This window comes from Flavobacterium succinicans LMG 10402, assembly GCF_000611675.1.
GTDB lineage: Bacteria > Bacteroidota > Bacteroidia > Flavobacteriales > Flavobacteriaceae > Flavobacterium > Flavobacterium succinicans.
Genome location: NZ_JATV01000009.1, coordinates 80,222 through 99,007 on the forward strand (window position 1 = coordinate 80,222; position 18,786 = coordinate 99,007).

An 18,786-nucleotide genomic window follows, 5' to 3' on the forward strand; every position below is an offset into this window, starting at 1 on the left:
TTTCATAATAACATTAACCAAGGATCAAATTAGGGTTTTAAATAATTCCTATTTGCACTCTCTTTTATATAATTTAAGAAACATTTTAAATCTAATTTGATGAAAAAATTAATCATACTAGGAATTATAAATATTGCAATAATGACGATTGTTTTTTCCTGTAAAGAAGAGAAAAAAGTACAAAAGGTTCATATTCACAAAAAGGCAGAAGCCCATAAGATAGTCTACGAATGCCCTATGAAATGTGAAAAAGGGAAATTTTATGACATTTCTGGAAAATGTCCTGTTTGCAAAATGTCATTAATAAAAATTGAACACGAAGAAAATAAAAACCATTTAGAACATAATCATAAATAACTAAAAAAGAAACACCAACACAAATACGATGCAAACAGTAAACAGCTTTGGTGCAGACAGGAAGAAAAAATAAATCACCAAACAAACAATCAGGTTGTTCTACTCACAATGATTCAGAAAATCATTTTGATGATGTTCATAAACTCTAAATCGAAAGAAATGTCTGCCGAAGATTAAGAACACGGCTATTCGCACGATCTAGAGCACAAGCATTAAAAAACAGAACATAAATGAGTATTATTTTCTGTACTCATTTGCATTATAAAAACTTTGATTAAAAAGACAGAAGAATGAAAAACAAAATAAATTTGTTACAAATAACCAATTTAGTGGTGTTGTTTTTTTGCATAAATTTTGCAAATGCCCAGAATTTAGACATTGATGTTTTAAGAAACATAAATCATAATAGGAACAAATCACTGGATCCAGCATTAAAAGGAATTACAAATAGTCTAGCTCCTGTAAGTATTGGAACTCCAATTATTATGTACTCTGTCGGATTGATAATGAAAGATAGTACAGTCAAAAAGAAAGCTATTTTTATTGGAGAAGCCTTTTTGGCTTCAGGATTTATAACATTTGCTTTAAAAAAAACAGTAAATAGAGAACGACCATTTGTAACTTATCCAGATATTGAGCAAGTTACAACAGCAACCGGACCTTCTTTCCCATCAGGGCACGCTTCTTTAGCTTTTGCAACTGCCACTTCCTTGAGTATGGCGTATCCAAAATGGTACATTATTGCTCCTTCGTTTGCGTGGGCAAGTGCAGTAAGCTATTCTCGTATGGTATTGGGTGTTCACTATCCAAGTGACGTTTTAGCTGGCGCAATCATAGGAAGCGGATCAGCTTATCTTTCCTACAAATTGAATAAATGGGTTAATAAAAAACAGAGGAAAAAAATCCCACAACTTTGGGAATAAATAGTTCTTTTTATTTAAAATCAAATACTTATGTTTTATATATAGTAAAAATAAAAAGATTACAAACATTCTAAAACGAAAGAAATACCCAACATCTGCAATGAAGTCTTTAAAAAACTTAAACCTATCCCAAACTGCCAGTATCATTGATGATTTTAAAAACTATTTCAAGGCAGTAGAATCGATTAGGCAATGCTTTTAGGAAGTATATTTCTTTTAATAAAAGATGAAGGAGAAATGGTCTCTGGATTCTCATAACTAAAAATACAATTTAAAAAAATGAAAAATATATTTAACAAACGATTTTCATTACTATATTCATTTATATCAACTTATGTTCTGATTTCTTTCGGGATAAGAATTTCCCTTTATGCTTTATCATTTGATGATATTGATTTTTCTCTTATTTCAATTATCAAAATTTTCAGTTTAGGATTTTTCTTTGACCTATCAGTAGCTTTGTTTTTTTCTACAATTTATTATTCATATCTACTTGCTTTACCTTCAAAACTTGTCGGTAGCATACTTGATAAGGTAATTACTTATTTTTTAATGGGTATTTTACTATTCATTAGTATTTTTTCTTTTGTTGCGGAATTTCCATTTTGGGAGGAATTCAATACAAGGTTTAACTTTATTGCTGTTGATTATTTAATATATACTTATGAAGTTTTTGAAAATATAAATCAATCCTATCCAATCCCATTAATAATTTTGGTTCTATTTACTTTAATCTTCATTATATATGTCATTTATAAGAAGAAAAATGTTTTTAGGGAAACATTCACAGAAAAACCAAAATTTAAAGAAAGGCTTTTTAATGTTTTACCTTTATTACTAGTAACATTACTTTTCGCTTTTTTTGCAAAAAATAAACTTGCAGAATGGAGTATCAATAATTATGAAAATGAATTAAGCAAAAATGGTGTTTTCTCTTTTTTTTCAGCATTGCATTCAAACGAGTTAGATTATACAACATTTTATAAAACATTGCCTAACAAAGAAGCATATAAAATAGTAAAAAAGGAATTGCTTCAAAACAATCAAGAATTTACAAATCAAGAAAAAGATGCGATTACAAGAAACGTAAGTGGCTCAAAAGAACAAGCCCCTAACATAGTTTTAATTGCTATTGAAAGTTTTAGTGCCGATTTTTTAAAACAATTTGGAAACCAACAAAATCTAACACCTAATTATGAAGCATTAGCAAAAAACAGCATATTCTTTACTAATATGTATGCTACAGGTACAAGAACTGTTCGAGGTATGGAAGCACTCACACTCTGCGTTCCACCAACACCAGGAAACAGTATTGTAAGAAGACCAAATAATGAAAGTATATTTTCAATAGCTACGATATTAAAAAAGAAAAATTATGATTTAAGTTTTATATATGGAGGCGATGGCTATTTTGATAATATGAACACTTTTTTTGGCGGTCAAGGGTTTAATATAATAGATAGAAACAGAGGAAATCCGCTATCTGATAATATTAAAACAAAACGATTTGCAATAGAAGACAACGAAGTAACATTTGAAAATGCTTGGGGAATTTGTGATGAAGATAGTTATACTCAATCTATAAAATATGCCAATATAAATTCAAAAAAAAACAAACCTTTTTTTCAATTTATAATGACAACATCTAACCATAAACCCTATTCATTTCCTAATGGAAGAATAAATATGGTACAAGGAAGTAGAGAAAGTGCAGTAAAATATACTGATTTTGCTTTAGGACAATATATCAAAAAAGTGAAAACAAAACCTTGGTTTTCAAATACAATTTTTGTAATTGTTGCTGACCATTGTGCCAATAGTGCTGGTAAATGGGAAATAAATATTGAAAATCATCATATTCCAGCAATGATTTACAATTTGAATAATCAAAAACAAAAAATCAATAAACTTGTATCGCAAATTGACCTAATGCCAACAGTATTTGGATATTTGAATTGGAATTATCAAACAGAACTTTATGGCAAAGATATTAATATAATGAAACCTAATGAAGAAAGAGCTTTAATTGGAAATTATAGAACATTAGGATTATTAAAGAATAAATATTTTACAGAAATAAATGACCGAAAAAAAGTAAATAATTATATATGGGATGCAGAAAAGAAAATAATGAAAAAAATAGAAAATAAAAATTTAATTGATTTAGAAAAATTAACTGTTTCTTATTACCAAACTGCGAGTGAACGATTCAAAAATGGTAAGATGAAACAAAGTAATTAATTATAAATGATTATGTTTTTGTTCTAGATGGATTTTGTCTAAATAATTAAAAAATTAATTTATGCTATTAAATAAAAGAATATCAATATTCACATTTTTGAAACAAATAAAATTTGACATAACTGCCATTCTAATCTATGCTATAGTAGTAGGAATTGCTGACCAGTACGGTTTTCTGTCAAAAATAGAAATACCAATTGCTATGAGTGCCATAATCGGAACTGCATTATCATTATTACTGGCTTTTAGAACAGCCCAAGCTTATGAAAGATGGTGGGAAGCAAGAATAATTTGGGGTGCAATAGTAAACGATTCAAGAACTTTAATACGTCAAGTAAAGCAATTTTTACCAGAAAAAGACACTAAAATTGTGCAGGATTTTGCGTACCGTCAAATAATTTGGTGTTATGTTTTAGGAGAATCGTTGCGAAAATTATCGTATTCAAAAAAAGTATACGACTATGTTAAAGAACATAAATTATCAAAAAACAACATCCCAAATGCAATAATTAATCAACATAGTGAAGCACTATCTAAACTAGAAATTAGCGATTTCAAGCAAATACAGATTGACAGTACTTTAAGTCGCTTGTGTGACTCTATGGAAAAATGCGAACGTATTAAAAACACCGTTTTTCCAAAATCATACAGCTTATTGGTACATTTTTTTATTTATGTTTTTGCCACGCTTTTACCATTTGGGTTAGATGATAAATATGTTTTAGTAGAAATATTTTTAACAGCTTTGATACCTATAATATTTATAGCCATAGAACGAACGGCAATTATATTACAAGATCCGTTCGAAAATGTAACAACCGACATTCCAATGACAAGTCTTGCAATAACAATAGAAATAAATATTAAAGAATTGATAGGCGATACAGATTTACCAATTGTAGAAAAGCCAAAATCGTTTTATATAATGTAATATATAAATTATGGATATAAATGCAGAATTAATTATTGTTTCCAAACTGATTGTCTCCTTTTTATTAGGAGGATTTATTGGTTTAGATAGAGAAAAACACGGTCAAGATGCAGGAATAAGAACGTATGCAGCCGTATGTATTGGCGCAACTTTGTTTACAGCTATTACAGCCCATTTGGTAAATAACCCAGCGGATACTTCAAGAGTAATTGCAAATATTGTAACAGGCGTTGGTTTTCTAGGTGCTGGAATTATTTATCGCAATTCTACTGCAGGAACATCACACGGATTAACAACAGCAGCAACCGTATGGTGTACATCAGCAGTTGGTGTTGCGGTAGGATTAGATATGTTTATTATAGCTATAATAGGTGCTTGCGCATTGTATTTTCTACTTTCATTACACCATCAAAAATGGTATATAAAATGGAAGCAAAATATGATAATAAAACACGGTAAGGAAAACGAAAATGATTAAATAAAATATTCTTAATTAATTTAAAATGATTAAAAAATGAAAAATACAGATCCAAAACACAAGCACACTTATGATGCTCAAGGTAAAATGACTTGCTGTTCACAAGAAGAAAAAATAAATAAAATGGCAGATAAGCAGGTAAAAAAGAAAACTAAAAAAGAAAGCTGTTGTAGCAACGAACACGATGATACAAAGGCTAAAAAAATAGTAAAGGACCAGCACAATCACGATGAGCATTCGGATGATGACGGACACGACCATTCAGGCGGTAATCAAACGACGTTTCAAATGTTCTTGCCAGCAGTTATAAGTTTTGTGCTATTACTCATTGCTATTGGTTTTGATAATTATTTTCCACAAACTTGGTTCACTGGCTGGGTGCGTATTTCTTGGTATGTAGTAGCTTATGCTCCTGTAGGTTTTCCGGTAATAAAAGAAGCTTTTGAAAGCATACGTAAAGGCGAAATCTTTTCAGAATTCCTATTAATGAGTATTGCTACAATCGGAGCATTCGCTATTGGTGAATATCCCGAAGGTGTTGCCGTAATGCTATTTTATGCCGTTGGCGAAGTATTTCAAACACTGGCAGTTCAAAGAGCAAAAAACAACATCAAATTATTGTTGGATCAAAGACCAGATACCGCTACAGTTATCAAAGAGGGCAATACTATTGATAAAAAAGCAGCTGAAATTGTCATTGGAGAAATAATCCAATTACGCCCAGGAGAAAAATTAGCACTCGACGGAAAATTACTTTCAGATAATGCTTCCTTAAACACAGCAGCATTAACAGGAGAAAGCAAACCAGATACAAAACAAAAAGGAGAAACCGTTCTTGCAGGAATGATTAACCTGAATACAGTTGTTCAAGTCGAAGTGACAACGGCTTACACTGATAGTAAGTTGTCAAAAATCCTTGAGATGGTGCAAGATGCCACGGCTAAAAAAGCACCTACCGAACTATTTATTCGAAAATTTGCTAAAATATACACCCCAATAGTTGTGTTTTTGGCAATCTGTATTTGTTTAGTTCCAATGATATTCATAGAAAATTATATCTTCAACGATTGGTTATACCGAGCTTTAGTTTTCTTGGTTATTTCCTGTCCTTGTGCGCTGGTAATTTCTATTCCTTTGGGATATTTTGGAGGTATTGGTGCAGCAAGTAAAAATGGAATTTTAGTAAAAGGCTCGAATTTTCTAGATATAATGGCATCTATTCAAACAGTAGTTATGGACAAAACTGGAACGCTGACCAAAGGCGTTTTTAAAGTTCAAAAAGTGGTAGCCGTTGATATTCCGGAAGCTGATTTAATAAAATTCACAGCAGCATTAGAAACCAAATCCACACATCCGGTAGGAACTGCTATTATTGAATATGCCAAAGGTTCAGAAAAAGAGGTAACAGTTACCGATGTCGAAGAAATTGCAGGACACGGATTGAAAGGTAATGTAGAAGGAAAAGAAATATTGGCAGGAAATGTAAAATTAATGAAGAAATTCAATATCAGTTACGATGCTGAAATCGACAACACACCATTTACAATAATAGTTATTGCCATCAATCAAAAATATGCAGGATACTTTCTAATTGCTGACGAAATAAAAGAAGATGCAAAAACAGCTATCGAAAGTTTGCATAAAATAAACATCAAAACCGTAATGCTTTCGGGAGATAAACAAGCCGTTGCAGATGCTGTTGCAAAAGAATTAAATATCGATCAAGCCTATGGCGATTTGTTACCTGAAAACAAAGTAGAAAAAGTAGAGGAACTTAAATCACAAAACCTAAAAATTGCTTTTGTGGGCGATGGTGTAAACGATGCGCCAGTGGTTGCCCTTGCCGATGCCGGAATTGCAATGGGTGGTTTAGGAAGTGATGCAACTATTGAAACGGCAGATATTGTAATTCAAAACGACCAACCTACTAAAATTTTCACAGCTATAAATATTGGAAAAAAAACAAAACAAATTGTTTATCAAAACATTGGGCTGGCATTTGCAGTAAAAGCAATTGTTCTTGTTCTTGGGGCTGGTGGTCTAGCAACAATGTGGGAAGCCGTTTTTGCAGATGTGGGTGTAGCGTTGCTTGCTATTTTAAACGCAGTCAGAATACAGAGAATGAAGTTTTAAAAAACCGATTCAAATAATGCTCTTTTCAACGAAAAGTATTCAATATTTCAAGAAGGAGCAAATTGAATCAAAGAACAAGAGAGATTCTAACTATAATTAAATGAAATCAGAAGTATAACGGTTCCAAAACTTATTAATTGAGTTGGTCAACATAGCATTCATATGAATATTTTTTTCTGCTTAAATAATTCTATTTAAGCAGGAAATTATTTTTTATGCTATCTGAAAGAACGTAAATTCTGAGATATATATCTGATAACAATATTAAATAAAATATTTTTTTACATTACCCATGATTCAAACAAAGAATAATATTTACAGCTTACTTTTTACATTGATAGGAGTTGCAACATTTGCCCAACAAATCAGCAATACTGACACCAACCAATTCTCATTTGACAACTCTCTACTAGTTTTTAATTCCAATATCGATAAATTAGAAAATGACAAAACTAAAAGTTATACTTTTGAAAAAGAGGATTCATTTCAATTAGACTCTTCTTTTCAAATTAATGATTCCCTCGTATATCCACCAACAACAAAAGACTATAGAAAATTAGGATACAATACTGCTATTGTTTTTGGTACAACTATTGTCGCTTATGGTATTTTATGGTCTCTTCCTGAAAGCTTCACAAAATGGGATAAGGAAGAAATGAAAAAAAACGGAATAACAGCCAAATGGAAAGAGAATGTGAAAGCAGGCCCCGTTATAGACGAAGATAATTTCTTTTTAAATTATGTAATGCACCCGTACTTTGGAGGTGTATATTATATGACGGCTAGAAGTAATGGTTTTACTATCTTAGAATCCTTTGCGTATTCCGCTATAATGTCAACTTTTTTTTCTGGGAATATGGGGTTGAAGCCTTTGCAGAGATTCCCTCAGTACAAGATTTAATTGTCACACCTGTCTTAGGTTCCGTAGTGGGAGAAGGCTTTTTTTATGCCAAGAAAAGTATTCTTAAAAATGATTCCAAAGTATTAAATTCAAAATTTCTGGGTAAAACCTCCTTGTTATTGATGGATCCACTTAATACTATTATGGATAGTTTCGGTTACAAACAAAAGGTAAAAACACAACTTAATGTGGCTCCAGTGGGGTTCAATCCATATACCAAAAGTGCTACTTTAGGACTTAGCTTTTCAGCTAGCTTTTAATTCTTTTGAAACAAGCTTTCCTCTCAAGTAAAGCCCAACAAACCACAACTCAACAAACTCTATTATTACATATCACTCCATCTTTTAAAGATAAAATGGTGATTCCCGTAATGTTGTATCCTAAATTCGAATACTCCCGATTTGACAAGTATTCGTTATAAAATAAAAAGATGCTTTTATAGCATCTTTTTAGTAGTGGTATTTAATTAAGATCAAATTCTATTTTTTGTCATTTATCTTTAATTTTTTGTTAACTTCTTCAACCCTTTAAAAAAAAAATTGAAATAGTTATTTTATAATATTCACATAGTAGAACAGACTCTACTATAGTAAATAAAATAAAATTTCTAATAAGTTCAGAACATAATGTTTTAAAACAAACTCACTTTATTTTATTAATCCATATGCTAAAACTTTTCCTAAACTTATAAACCTTACTTACAATATATATACCTATTGGGATTACTATTATTAATATGATTATTTCATACCATTTCATAATCTATTTTTTAACTCTACTTTTATCATATTCCAGTATCTCCTGTTCAGAGAGAGGTGTAATAGATATTTCTTTAAATCTTTCAATTTTCTCACCCTGTTGATGTAAGTCTTTTTTTACTTCTCCTTTATCAAATAAATTAATTTTTATTTTAACCAAATCATTGGAAAAAGGTTTTTTAGGAGATAAATCTAGATAAGAGTCTAGTTCTAAGGCTATTGCTATTCGCGATAGCATTCTAATATTGTATTTTGCGGTCTGCTTTGGATTTTCAATATTTCCAATATACCCTTCTGATACTCCTAGTTTATGTGCTAACATCACTTGTGATAAGTTAGATTTTAATCTTAATTCTCTAACTCGTTCAATTAAATAAAAATCTAATTCTGATATAATTATTTCTATAATCATCTGCTTAATTTGATTTAGAAAATAAAGGATTAAAAAAATATTTCACACATACATATAGATATGTGAAATAAATTCGATATATTTGTTTTGTAATACTATTATGAATAGTAATTTTGCGATTCTTCAAATACAATATTGAAGCATTCGCTTTGAATCTCGTTTTCAAAAACTGGTAATTTTATACACACGAGATGATAAGTAAGATGCTCACGTCCTATGGCGTGGGCTCACTTATTCGTGTGGAGGGTATACCAGTACCTTGAAAGCGTTTAAGTTGAGTTCCATGCCATTTTTTATGCCTATATTTTTTAGGTAAAACTCAACTTTAATTCTTAGCACTGCTTCATTTTTTAAGTTTCGTAATACCATTAATTAATGAATTAGTTGGGAAAGACACTGCCACCGTCTGGCTGCAACAGGCAACGGCAGTTGGCTTTCCTGTTTAAAAAACCTTTAAAAAATTGCCAATGAATTAAAAAACACAAAAAAAACTTTGTGCCATTGCGGTACAACAAAAAAATGGCCCTCTAACTCTTCTTGGCGGTTGAATAGAGGACCGTAGCTAAATTAACTAACGTTTCACTTAACCAATCCAATATTATGAATAATTTTTCATTTTACAGGGGTGGAAAGACTTTTTGTTTCCTGTTTTTAATGGGTGTCATCTTGTCTTTTTCCCCTATACAAGCCAACAATTCAGAACGGCGTAATCTAGAAATTACCCAACAGTTTCACATTCAAGGAACTGTCACTGATGGTAACAATCCCTTAGCAGGCGTAAGCATTTCTATAAAAGGAAAACCAAATGCCACCGTAACAGATTATAATGGTCATTATACCCTTTCTGCCTCACCACAAGACATTTTAGTTTTTTCGTATATCGGATACCGAACACAACAGGTTTCCGTGCAAGGGCGAACCACAATCAACATCAGCTTACAGGAAAACACGACCAAACTTCAGGAGGTGAAGATTAATGCGGGATATTATTCGGTAAAGAACAGCGAACGCACTGGGAGCATTTCTAAAATTACCGCAAAAGATATCGAGAAACAGCCCGTTACCAATGTATTGGCCACGATGCAAGGGCGTATGGCTGGAGTCGATATCACACAAGATACGGGAACGCCCGGAAGTGGGTTTCAAATAAAGATACGAGGACTCAACAGTCTTCGTGAAGAAGGCAATGAACCACTGTATATTATTGATGGCGTGCCGTATTCGTCGGAAGTAATCGGATACAGCAATACTACTAGTGGAATACCTACACCCACCAGTCCGTTAAACAGTATTAATCCCAACGATATTGAGAGCATAGAAGTTCTAAAAGATGCCGATGCAACGGCTATCTACGGTTCACGCGGTGCCAATGGCGTGGTACTGATTACTACCAAAAAAGGCAAGGCAGGGAAAACTAATGTAACAGTTTCTGCCTCCTCAGGAATTGGAAAAGTTACCAAAATGATAGACCTGATGAATACCCAGCAGTATCTGGAAATGAGAAGACAGGGTTTTGCCAATGATGGTGTTACTACATATCCTGATTGGGCATATGACATTAATGGAACCTGGGATCAAAACCGCAATACCGATTGGCAGAAGGAACTTTTGGGCGGTACTGCGGTAATCACCAATATGCAGGCATCCGTATCGGGTGGTTCCGATTTAACTCAATACCTGTTGAGTGGTACCTATCACACTGAAACAACGGTACTCCCGGGAGATTTTGAGTACGATAAAGCGGCTGTTCATTTTAGCATGAACCATAGGAGTGAAGATAAAAAGTTTAAACTCACTTTTTCAACAGGCTATACCGCCCAAGACAATCTACAGCCTGAAACCGATATTAGCCGCACTGCACGAAATCTGGCTCCAAATGCCCCCGCTTTATATGATGCCGACGGTAACCTGAATTTTGAAAACAGTACCTTTAGAAATCCATTGGCAGCACTTCGCGCCATCACCACTGCAAAAACAAATGATCTTATTGCCAATACCGTACTTAGCTATCAAATATCCCCCAGTTGGGAACTCAAGGCTAACTTAGGCTTAACGGATTTAAAGAATGCAGAACAGCGACTATTGCCTTCGACGATGTATGATCCTGCCTATGGATTGGGAAGTAACCGCTCATCGATGTTTTCCAACAATACTCAAAGAAAATCATGGATTGTGGAACCACAGCTTCGCTGGAACCATGATTTTGGAATCAGTAAAATTGACATACTGGTGGGGGGTACCGCGCAGCAACAAACTTCTTCAAGGCTGTACCAGTTCGGATATGGTTTTGCCAGCAACAGCCAGATTACAGATATAGCTTCTGCCACGCAAAAATCCATTTATGTAAGCGATGAAACGCTGTATAAATACCAAGCCTTTTTTGGGCGGCTCAATTACAATTGGGATCAAAAATACATTGTGAATATAACAGGAAGAAGGGACGGCTCCAGCCGATTTGGTCCAGGTAAGCAGTTTGCCGCTTTTGGAGCTGTGGGAGCCGCATGGCTGTTCTCGAAGGAAAATTTCCTCAAGGAAAACACCGTTTTTAGTTTTGGAAAGCTTAGAGCGAGTTATGGCAGTTCAGGCAGTGATCAAATAGGGGATTATCAGTATTTGGATACTTATACATCCTCTGGTCTAAACTATAATGGTGCCATCGGTTTGGATCCTACACGACTCTACAATCCGGATTTTAGTTGGGAAATCAATAAAAAATTGGAAGCTGCATTGGAAATGGGGCTTCTAAGTGATCGCATATTCTTTACGCTGGCTTGGTATCGAAATCGATCGTCCAATCAGCTGGTGGGAATTCCTTTGCCTGGCACCACTGGATTCAGCTCTATTAATGCCAATTTAAACGCGACCGTCCAAAATATGGGTCTGGAATTTACACTGCGAACCTTAAATTTTGAAAGTAGCAATTTTAAATGGACAACTAACTTTAATATCTCGGCTTCCCACAACAAACTGCTTTCTTTTCCGGGACTCGAAGGATCTACTTATTCTAATCGCTATGTTATCGGAGAATCTACAAGCATTGTAAAGACATATCAGTTAAATGGGGTCAATCCGCAAACCGGACTCTATGAAGTGGAAGATATCAATAAAGATGGAATGATTACTTCTTTGGAAGACAAAAAAAATATTGAGGATCTCACTCCAAAATATTTCGGAGGTTTAGAAAACCAGTTTCAATATGGAAATTGGCAATTGGATTTTCTTTTTCAATTTGTAAAACAGAAAAATTATGACTACAGTCCCAGCGTTCCTGGAGGAAGTTTCTTTAATCAGCATTCGGATATGACCAATGCATGGCAACATGCAGGCGATCAAGTTCCCTTTCAAATGAATACATCAGGTGAAAATGGGGATGCCGTAAATGCCTATTATAATTATCTGGACAGTAATGCCTCCATTGTAGATGCCTCTTTTATTCGATTAAAAAATGTTGCACTAAGTTATGACTTGCCACAACAGGCCATCAAAGGGGTGCACTGCAAAATCTCACTGCTGGGACAGAATGTGTTAACATTTACCCCATACAAAGGCGGTGATCCCGAATTTAAATATACTGCCTACCTGCCTCCGTTAAGAATAATCACGGCTGGTGTACAGCTTACTTTTTAACCTTAATACATACAGCCATGATATATATACTTATTATTTTTAAAAAGCTACTTCATAAAAGTGCTAAAGAATTGACTGCTAATAGTTGTTTCCTTATAGCGGTATGTCTAACACTAGCTGGCTGCGACAGCTTTGTGGAAGTGGATCTTCCTGCTTCACAACTGACAGCCAAAACCGTGTTCGAAGATGCAGGAACTGCTAATGCCGCAATGGCGGGTTTGTATGCCAAAATGAGAGATGGCGGCTTGTTAAATGGAAATTCAAATGGTGTTTCCTGTAATCTTGGCCTCTACGCCGATGAATTTGACTACTACTACGCATATGACGTAAGCAATTTTTATACCAATTCGCTATTTCCTGGTGAACTAGGTGTAAACGATATCTGGAACAAGAGTTACAGCCAGATTTATAGCGCCAATGCAGTTCTTGAAGGATTGGATAATTCCATATCCATTGCCGAAGCCAATAAAAAACAGTTGCAAGGGGAAGCTATCTTTGTGAGGGCATTGCTTCATTTTTATCTGTTAAATCTCTATGGCGATATTCCTTATATCACCACAACGGATTATCTGCTGAACAGCAAAGTGTCCAGAATGCCAGCCGATAAAATCTACAGCCTAATTCTGATGGACCTGAACAAAGCTGTTGAATTACTATCAGAGGATTATGTTTCGCCTGAGCGCATTCTTCCCAACCGAAGTACTGCTAAAGCACTTTTGGCAAGGGTCTATTTGTATATGGGAATGTATCCTGAAGCATCCAATGCCGCCTCTTCTGTGATTAATAATCCACTCTATAGCTGGGAAACGGATTTGGATAAAATCTTTCTAAAAGAAAGCCGCACTACAATCTGGCAATTTATGCCTAACACATCCGACAGTAATACTGCAGAGGGTAGTCTGTACATTTTTACTTCTGGTCCACCACCGGTCGTGGGACTTAAACCGGAGTTTGTAAATGCTTTTGAGCAGGGTGATCAGAGAAAAACGCATTGGACAACCGAAGTAACTGATGGAGTCTCCACGTGGTACCATGCCTCTAAATATAAACAACAATCGACGACCCCGAGTTCAGTGGAATATTCCATAGTGTTTCGTTTAGCGGAACTATATTTGATTCGAGCCGAGGCGAGAGTTTATCAGGACGATCTGATTGGGGCGAAGGAGGATCTAAATCGGATTAGAACAACGGCAGGACTTAACCCTACAAATGCTGTGACAGCCGAGGATATTAAAACCGATATTCTTAATCAGAGGCGTTTTGAATTGTTTACTGAATTTGGGCAACGTTTTTTTGATTTAAAACGAACTGGAAAACTGGACGAAATACTATCTGTATCCAAACCGGGATGGAATACTACTGATAGTTTGTGGCCATTACCTGCTCTTGAATTGAATTCCAATCCAAATCTTAATCCACAAAACCCGGGATATTAAAATCATTATGAAAGCAATACTAATAATAAGAAAAAAAATTGACTTCGAAATTTTGAGTTTAGTATTGGCTACACTTCTTTTGTTACTGTCCTGTCCCTGTATGGGGCAGGTACAACAAAAGAAGGCATTAACCGAGAACGATTACCAGAGATGGGGAACACTAGAAGTAAAAGCCATTTCTGACCAAGGGAAATGGGCAAGTTATGCGATGCGTTACGAAAACCACAGTGATACTTTATTTGTGCAGAACATCGCTAAAAATAAAAGCTATGTTTTCCCAAAAGGAAATGACGGTCGTTTTGGAGGGGAACAACTCTTTGCTTTTCTAGCTCCCGATTCAAAACTAAAAGTAATGGAGCTGCCCACAGGCAAAATTGCGGTTTATGATAATGTTAAGCGGTATGAGCTGGCAAAGGATGGCCAATATATAATCACCCTGAATAAAGGATACGGTGAAAGATGCCTGATGCAGATACGCAACTCTAACGGGAAGGTAATTGACAGTATCGAAGGTATCTCTGAATATGCGTTAAATGCAGATAAGGATGCAATTATGTATACTTCGAGTCAAAAGGATTATAGCGAGCTAGGGATTATTCATTTTGCTCGCTATTCACATACTGCTATTTCAAAAGCAAACGGCAGTCACTTTTTTAACTTGATGTGGGCTAAGGACTCTAAATCGGTGGCTTTTTTACGGGAGACAGATTCAGCTACTAAGGAAGTTACCGTGAATTATTATAGAATTGCTGATAAAAAGCTCTTCTCACTGGATTATGCCTCTAAAGCGGATTCAAAGAATATGGAAGTTTTTAAAAGGACCACATATGCCATTTCCGACGATGGAAAAAAAGTATTTTTTATGTTAGCCAAAAAGAAGGATCCTAATTTAGAAAAGCCGGATGTGCCTGAAATTTGGCACGGCAACGACAAATGGCTTTATGCAGACAGACAACGGCAGCAGACTGAGGGCGATATTCCCAAAGTAGCTCTCTGGTATCCTGAAACGGGTTTATGTTTACAGATCAGCGATGACGAGCTACCGTCAATCATGCTGAGCGGACAACAGCAGTATGCTGTTTTATACAATAAGTTTTCCTATGGCCTGCAATCGAAATATTATGAAGAAGCGGATTTTTATTTAACCAATCTAAAGGATGGTTCCAAGGAGCTGATACTGAAAAAGCAATCCGTTGACCCCAACCAGATGGGATTTGATCCCTTCAGCAACAAAATACTATATTACCGGGAAAACAATTGGTGGGTTTATGATCCTCTGGCAAAAAAACATACCAATCTGACCCAAAAAGTTACCACTCACTGGGATAACTATAATACTGCAGATGCTCCCCACCAATTTGGAGCCTATGGCAATCTGGGCTGGACCAATGATGGAAAGAATGTTTTATTGTATGATGCCAATGATATCTGGCTAGTGGCTATCGATGGTTCTTCTTGCAAGCGATTAACCAGAGGATACGAGAAAAACCTAGTTTACAGGATAACTCCCATTGAATATGACTGGCGATCACAGAGTAACTATGATGGAAGGAAACCCACCATTTTTGATCTATCCAAAGACCTGCTGCTCGAAGCCACCAATAGAGAAAACTGGTCAACGGGATATTTTATTTACAATGATAAATCGAAAGAACAACCCATAGTATATGAAGCCAGTAAAATCGATGAAATCCGCAAGAGCAAAAACAGTGCTTATCTCTTCCAGACTCAAACTTTTAATCAATCACCGCGATTGGAATTCAGACGGAAAAACCAGACCGCTTCCAAAATTTTATTTCAGTCCAACAAACAGCAAAAAGAGTATTCTTTTGGAAAATCTGAATTACTGTATTACTACAATAGTAAAGGTCAAAAACTAAAAGCGGCGCTGTTCTATCCTGCCAATTATGACCCAACAAAAAAATATCCAATGGTAGTCCATATCTATGATGTAATGTCTGATGAACTTCATCAGTATGTCAATCCCAGCTTCTCGAATCGGGAGGGTTTTAATGTAACCAATTATACGCTCAATGGTTATTTTGTGCTGATGCCCGATATCATCTACCAGATGGGTAATCCTGGAAGTTCGACCGTTGATTGTGTAACAGCCGGAGTCAATGCGGTTACAGGCAAAGGATTGGTGGATAAAGATAAGATAGGTTTGTTCGGGCATTCTTTCGGGGGTTATGAAACCAATTTCATCATATCGCAGACCAATATTTTTAAAGCCGCCGTTTCCGGAGCCGGAGTGAGCGACATCATTTCTTATTACTTTAATATCAGCAGGAATGGTTATTTTCAGTCTGATATGTGGCGATTTGAAAATCAGCAGTTCCGCATTGGAAAATCGCTGTATGAAGATAAGGAAGCATATGTCAGCAACTCACCCATTATGCACGCCGAAAACGTAAAAACCCCGCTGTTGCTATGGGCAGGTAAAAATGACAGGATTATTCCGTGGAATCAAAGCATTGCCTTTTATCTAGCGCTTCGAAAATTGGGAGTTTCAACCCAGATGCTCGTTTATCCTGACGAAGACCATTCACTAGAGAATCCAGAAAACCAGAAGAATCTCAGTCAGCGAATGATGGAATGGTTTGATTATTGGATGAAAGGGGAAGCTGAATTTAAAACAGTATCAAAAGAAACGGAATAGGGAATAAACATAAAAAAATAATGCAGTTTTTCAAAAAAAACTGCATTATCTTCATTGAAAAATGATTTTACTAATTGCGGTGCAATTGTTGGTTACAAGAAGTTTTACTGCCACCATAGGCGATATTACCACCGCTGAGACAGGCAGGGCCATTACCTGGAGCACAGTTAACATCAGGAACTTCCTGACAGTCGTTCACTGATGGATTGTGAATAAAAGCCGGAATCAATACATCGGCTTTACTTACTTCTGAAGTGTTAGTACTTACTGCACCGGCACTAGCCAGAGCAAATGCTGCTATAGGCAGTACAAACGCTCTTAAAATGGTTGTTTTCATAATATTTAAATTTAAATTAATAGAATTTGATCTACTCTTTTCTACAGGTTTTCGATCGTTACTCCTGCTACCGGCCGGTATCTTTCAATTATATTTATATACTGTACTAAATTTTGGATTGGATTCTTTTCCCGTATCCGTATTTGAGCATATAATGTCCCGAAAGGATATACATCGCTGAATCGCCAGCGAAAAAGTTTTTCATTCGCCCCGCTTCTTCATCATACACGTAAAAACTCAAAAGATAAGTCTGTTTTGACAAATCATAAACGTCAACTACAGAAGCATACTTCCACACATCAATCTCTTCATATTTGCCTCGTAACAGGGAATTAACGAAAAGTAAGTTACCCTGTACTGTTGTGTGACGATTAACCATATACGGTGGTGCTGCCAATTTTATGTCCCCGGATTGTTTTATTTTTACCACTTCTAATTTTGCTTTAGTAGTAGTGTCAATGGTATTGGCGCGATGCTCAACGGTTAGGTTTTCCTTTGTAATAATATATTGGTTGCGATAGTAGTAAGTGTAAATCAGTTTATGCAATGTGGCGCTATATTGTAGTGTACCATCGGTGTCAAAAATTCCTTCCATCTGTTTTTGCAACACCTGTGGATTGTATTTGATTTTTGGATTCTCATAGTTGTTGGCAATCCCCAGAATATTTTCTCCTGTCGGAGGTTTTTGGGTTCTAAAAGCCAGTTGCTTATCATTGATAAAGACTATATCTGAAAAATAGAATTGTTTTTCCATCATTACTTTGGCTTTCCAGTGGGAAATCAAACCTCTGTAAATGACAGGAACCGTCCCATCAATTACATAGAAATATGGAGCGTTAATCCGAATCTCGACTGCCTTAAAATTAAAATTCTCACGGTCCAATTGGATGGTGTATTTCTTTTTGCTTTTTAGATTGGAATCAATTTCAAGAATTTGAAGCGGAGCCAAACGATTGGCTAAATAAATTTTATTTTTATTAGTACCAGCAACATAATAAGATGTATTTCTTAAATCAATGCTACCTACTTTGGCAGCCGTAGCCTGTGGAAAGCGTCTAATAAAAGGGTTTTCCTTTTGCATGATGTCTTCCGAGAAAAGAAATAATCCTGTAATGACCATAACACTTCCTAAAACTAATAAGAATAGTCGAATCAGAATGCGGTTATTTATGGATAGCAATAAAATGGCGAATATTGCCAAAAACAGGAATGCCAGATTAAAAATAAGATGTTCTTTCCATCCTAACTTTTCCAAAATACCACCGCATGAACAGGGAATAAAATAACTGAAGTACAGTATGATAACTATATAAGCAGTAAACATACTCATCAAGGCAACTGCTGCACATAAAGCAAAATATCTAAATCTAGGGACACTCAGTAGAACTGCAATAATCAGTTCCAGAACAATTACTGTAATAGACACAAAATCTGCAAAGGGACTTAAAAGGGGAGACTGTCCCAACTGAGCCTGAAAGTTTTCAAAATCCAATAGTTTACTGACTGCTGCATAGACAAAAAGTATAATATAGAGCAAACAAGTAAACTCTAAAAACAAGTTCTGTATTTTGATATTGAATCTCATAGCTTCAT

Annotated in this window: 14 protein-coding genes; 11 read left to right on the top strand and 3 right to left on the bottom strand. The window is 35.1% G+C overall.

The genetic code is table 11. The annotated features are described in order from the left end of the window. Positions 1-99: 99 nt before the first annotated feature. From AO58_RS0110505 to AO58_RS18450, 8 genes are all read left to right on the top strand, one after another. A complete protein-coding gene (locus tag AO58_RS0110505; protein ID WP_024981664.1) occupies positions 100-357 on the top strand; it encodes a heavy metal-binding domain-containing protein in 258 nt (85 codons plus the stop codon). Positions 358-647: 290 nt separating this feature from the next. Further along, positions 648-1,280, top strand: a complete 633-nt coding sequence (locus AO58_RS0110510; protein ID WP_051536680.1) for a phosphatase PAP2 family protein — start codon at positions 648-650, stop codon at positions 1,278-1,280. A 279-nt stretch (positions 1,281-1,559) separates the two neighbouring features. Further along, positions 1,560-3,521 (top strand): LTA synthase family protein, encoded by a 1,962-nt coding sequence (locus AO58_RS0110515; protein ID WP_024981666.1) that lies wholly within the window; start codon positions 1,560-1,562, stop codon positions 3,519-3,521. 61 nt (positions 3,522-3,582) lie between these two features. Continuing rightward, entirely contained in the window at positions 3,583-4,452 is an 870-nt protein-coding gene (locus tag AO58_RS0110520) for a bestrophin family protein (RefSeq protein ID WP_024981667.1), read from the top strand. A 10-nt stretch (positions 4,453-4,462) separates the two neighbouring features. Further along, complete coding sequence (locus AO58_RS0110525; RefSeq protein WP_024981668.1) at positions 4,463-4,930, top strand: MgtC/SapB family protein; 468 nt, start codon at positions 4,463-4,465, stop codon at positions 4,928-4,930. A 36-nt stretch (positions 4,931-4,966) separates the two neighbouring features. Continuing rightward, positions 4,967-7,063: a heavy metal translocating P-type ATPase gene (locus tag AO58_RS0110530; RefSeq protein WP_024981669.1), complete on the top strand. Its 2,097-nt coding sequence runs from the start codon at positions 4,967-4,969 to the stop codon at positions 7,061-7,063. A 292-nt stretch (positions 7,064-7,355) separates the two neighbouring features. Continuing rightward, positions 7,356-7,964 (top strand): DUF3943 domain-containing protein, encoded by a 609-nt coding sequence (locus tag AO58_RS17200; protein ID WP_051536683.1) that lies wholly within the window; start codon positions 7,356-7,358, stop codon positions 7,962-7,964. Continuing rightward, entirely contained in the window at positions 7,964-8,224 is a 261-nt protein-coding gene (locus AO58_RS18450) for a DUF3943 domain-containing protein (protein ID WP_503089845.1), read from the top strand. Before AO58_RS17200 ends, AO58_RS18450 begins: the two co-directional genes overlap by 1 nt. Before the next feature lie 502 nt (positions 8,225-8,726). Here the strand turns inward: AO58_RS18450 and AO58_RS0110540 are convergent. Beyond that, positions 8,727-9,134, bottom strand: a complete 408-nt coding sequence (locus AO58_RS0110540) for a helix-turn-helix domain-containing protein (protein WP_024981670.1) — start codon at positions 9,132-9,134, stop codon at positions 8,727-8,729. Positions 9,135-9,734: 600 nt separating this feature from the next. On the opposite strand from AO58_RS0110540, the gene AO58_RS0110545 reads away from it, so the two are divergent. The 3 genes from AO58_RS0110545 to AO58_RS0110555 are packed head-to-tail and all read left to right on the top strand — an operon-like array spanning position 9,735 to position 16,856. Continuing rightward, positions 9,735-12,761 carry a SusC/RagA family TonB-linked outer membrane protein gene (locus tag AO58_RS0110545; protein ID WP_024981671.1) on the top strand — a complete coding sequence of 1,009 codons (3,027 nt, stop codon included), beginning with the start codon at positions 9,735-9,737 and terminating at the stop codon, positions 12,759-12,761. 17 nt (positions 12,762-12,778) lie between these two features. Then, the gene (locus AO58_RS0110550) at positions 12,779-14,197 is read left to right on the top strand and encodes a RagB/SusD family nutrient uptake outer membrane protein (protein WP_024981672.1); all 1,419 of its coding nucleotides are present in this window, start codon (positions 12,779-12,781) and stop codon (positions 14,195-14,197) included. Positions 14,198-14,204: 7 nt separating this feature from the next. Then, entirely contained in the window at positions 14,205-16,856 is a 2,652-nt protein-coding gene (locus AO58_RS0110555) for an alpha/beta hydrolase family protein (RefSeq protein WP_081764664.1), read from the top strand. Positions 16,857-16,926: 70 nt separating this feature from the next. Here AO58_RS0110555 and AO58_RS0110560 read toward each other — a convergent pair whose 3' ends face one another. Both AO58_RS0110560 and AO58_RS0110565 read right to left on the bottom strand, forming a co-directional pair. Continuing rightward, complete coding sequence (locus AO58_RS0110560; protein ID WP_024981674.1) at positions 16,927-17,193, bottom strand: hypothetical protein; 267 nt, start codon at positions 17,191-17,193, stop codon at positions 16,927-16,929. 106 nt (positions 17,194-17,299) lie between these two features. Beyond that, entirely contained in the window at positions 17,300-18,778 is a 1,479-nt protein-coding gene (locus AO58_RS0110565; RefSeq protein ID WP_024981675.1) for a MauE/DoxX family redox-associated membrane protein, read from the bottom strand. Between the last annotated feature and the right edge of the window lie 8 nt (positions 18,779-18,786).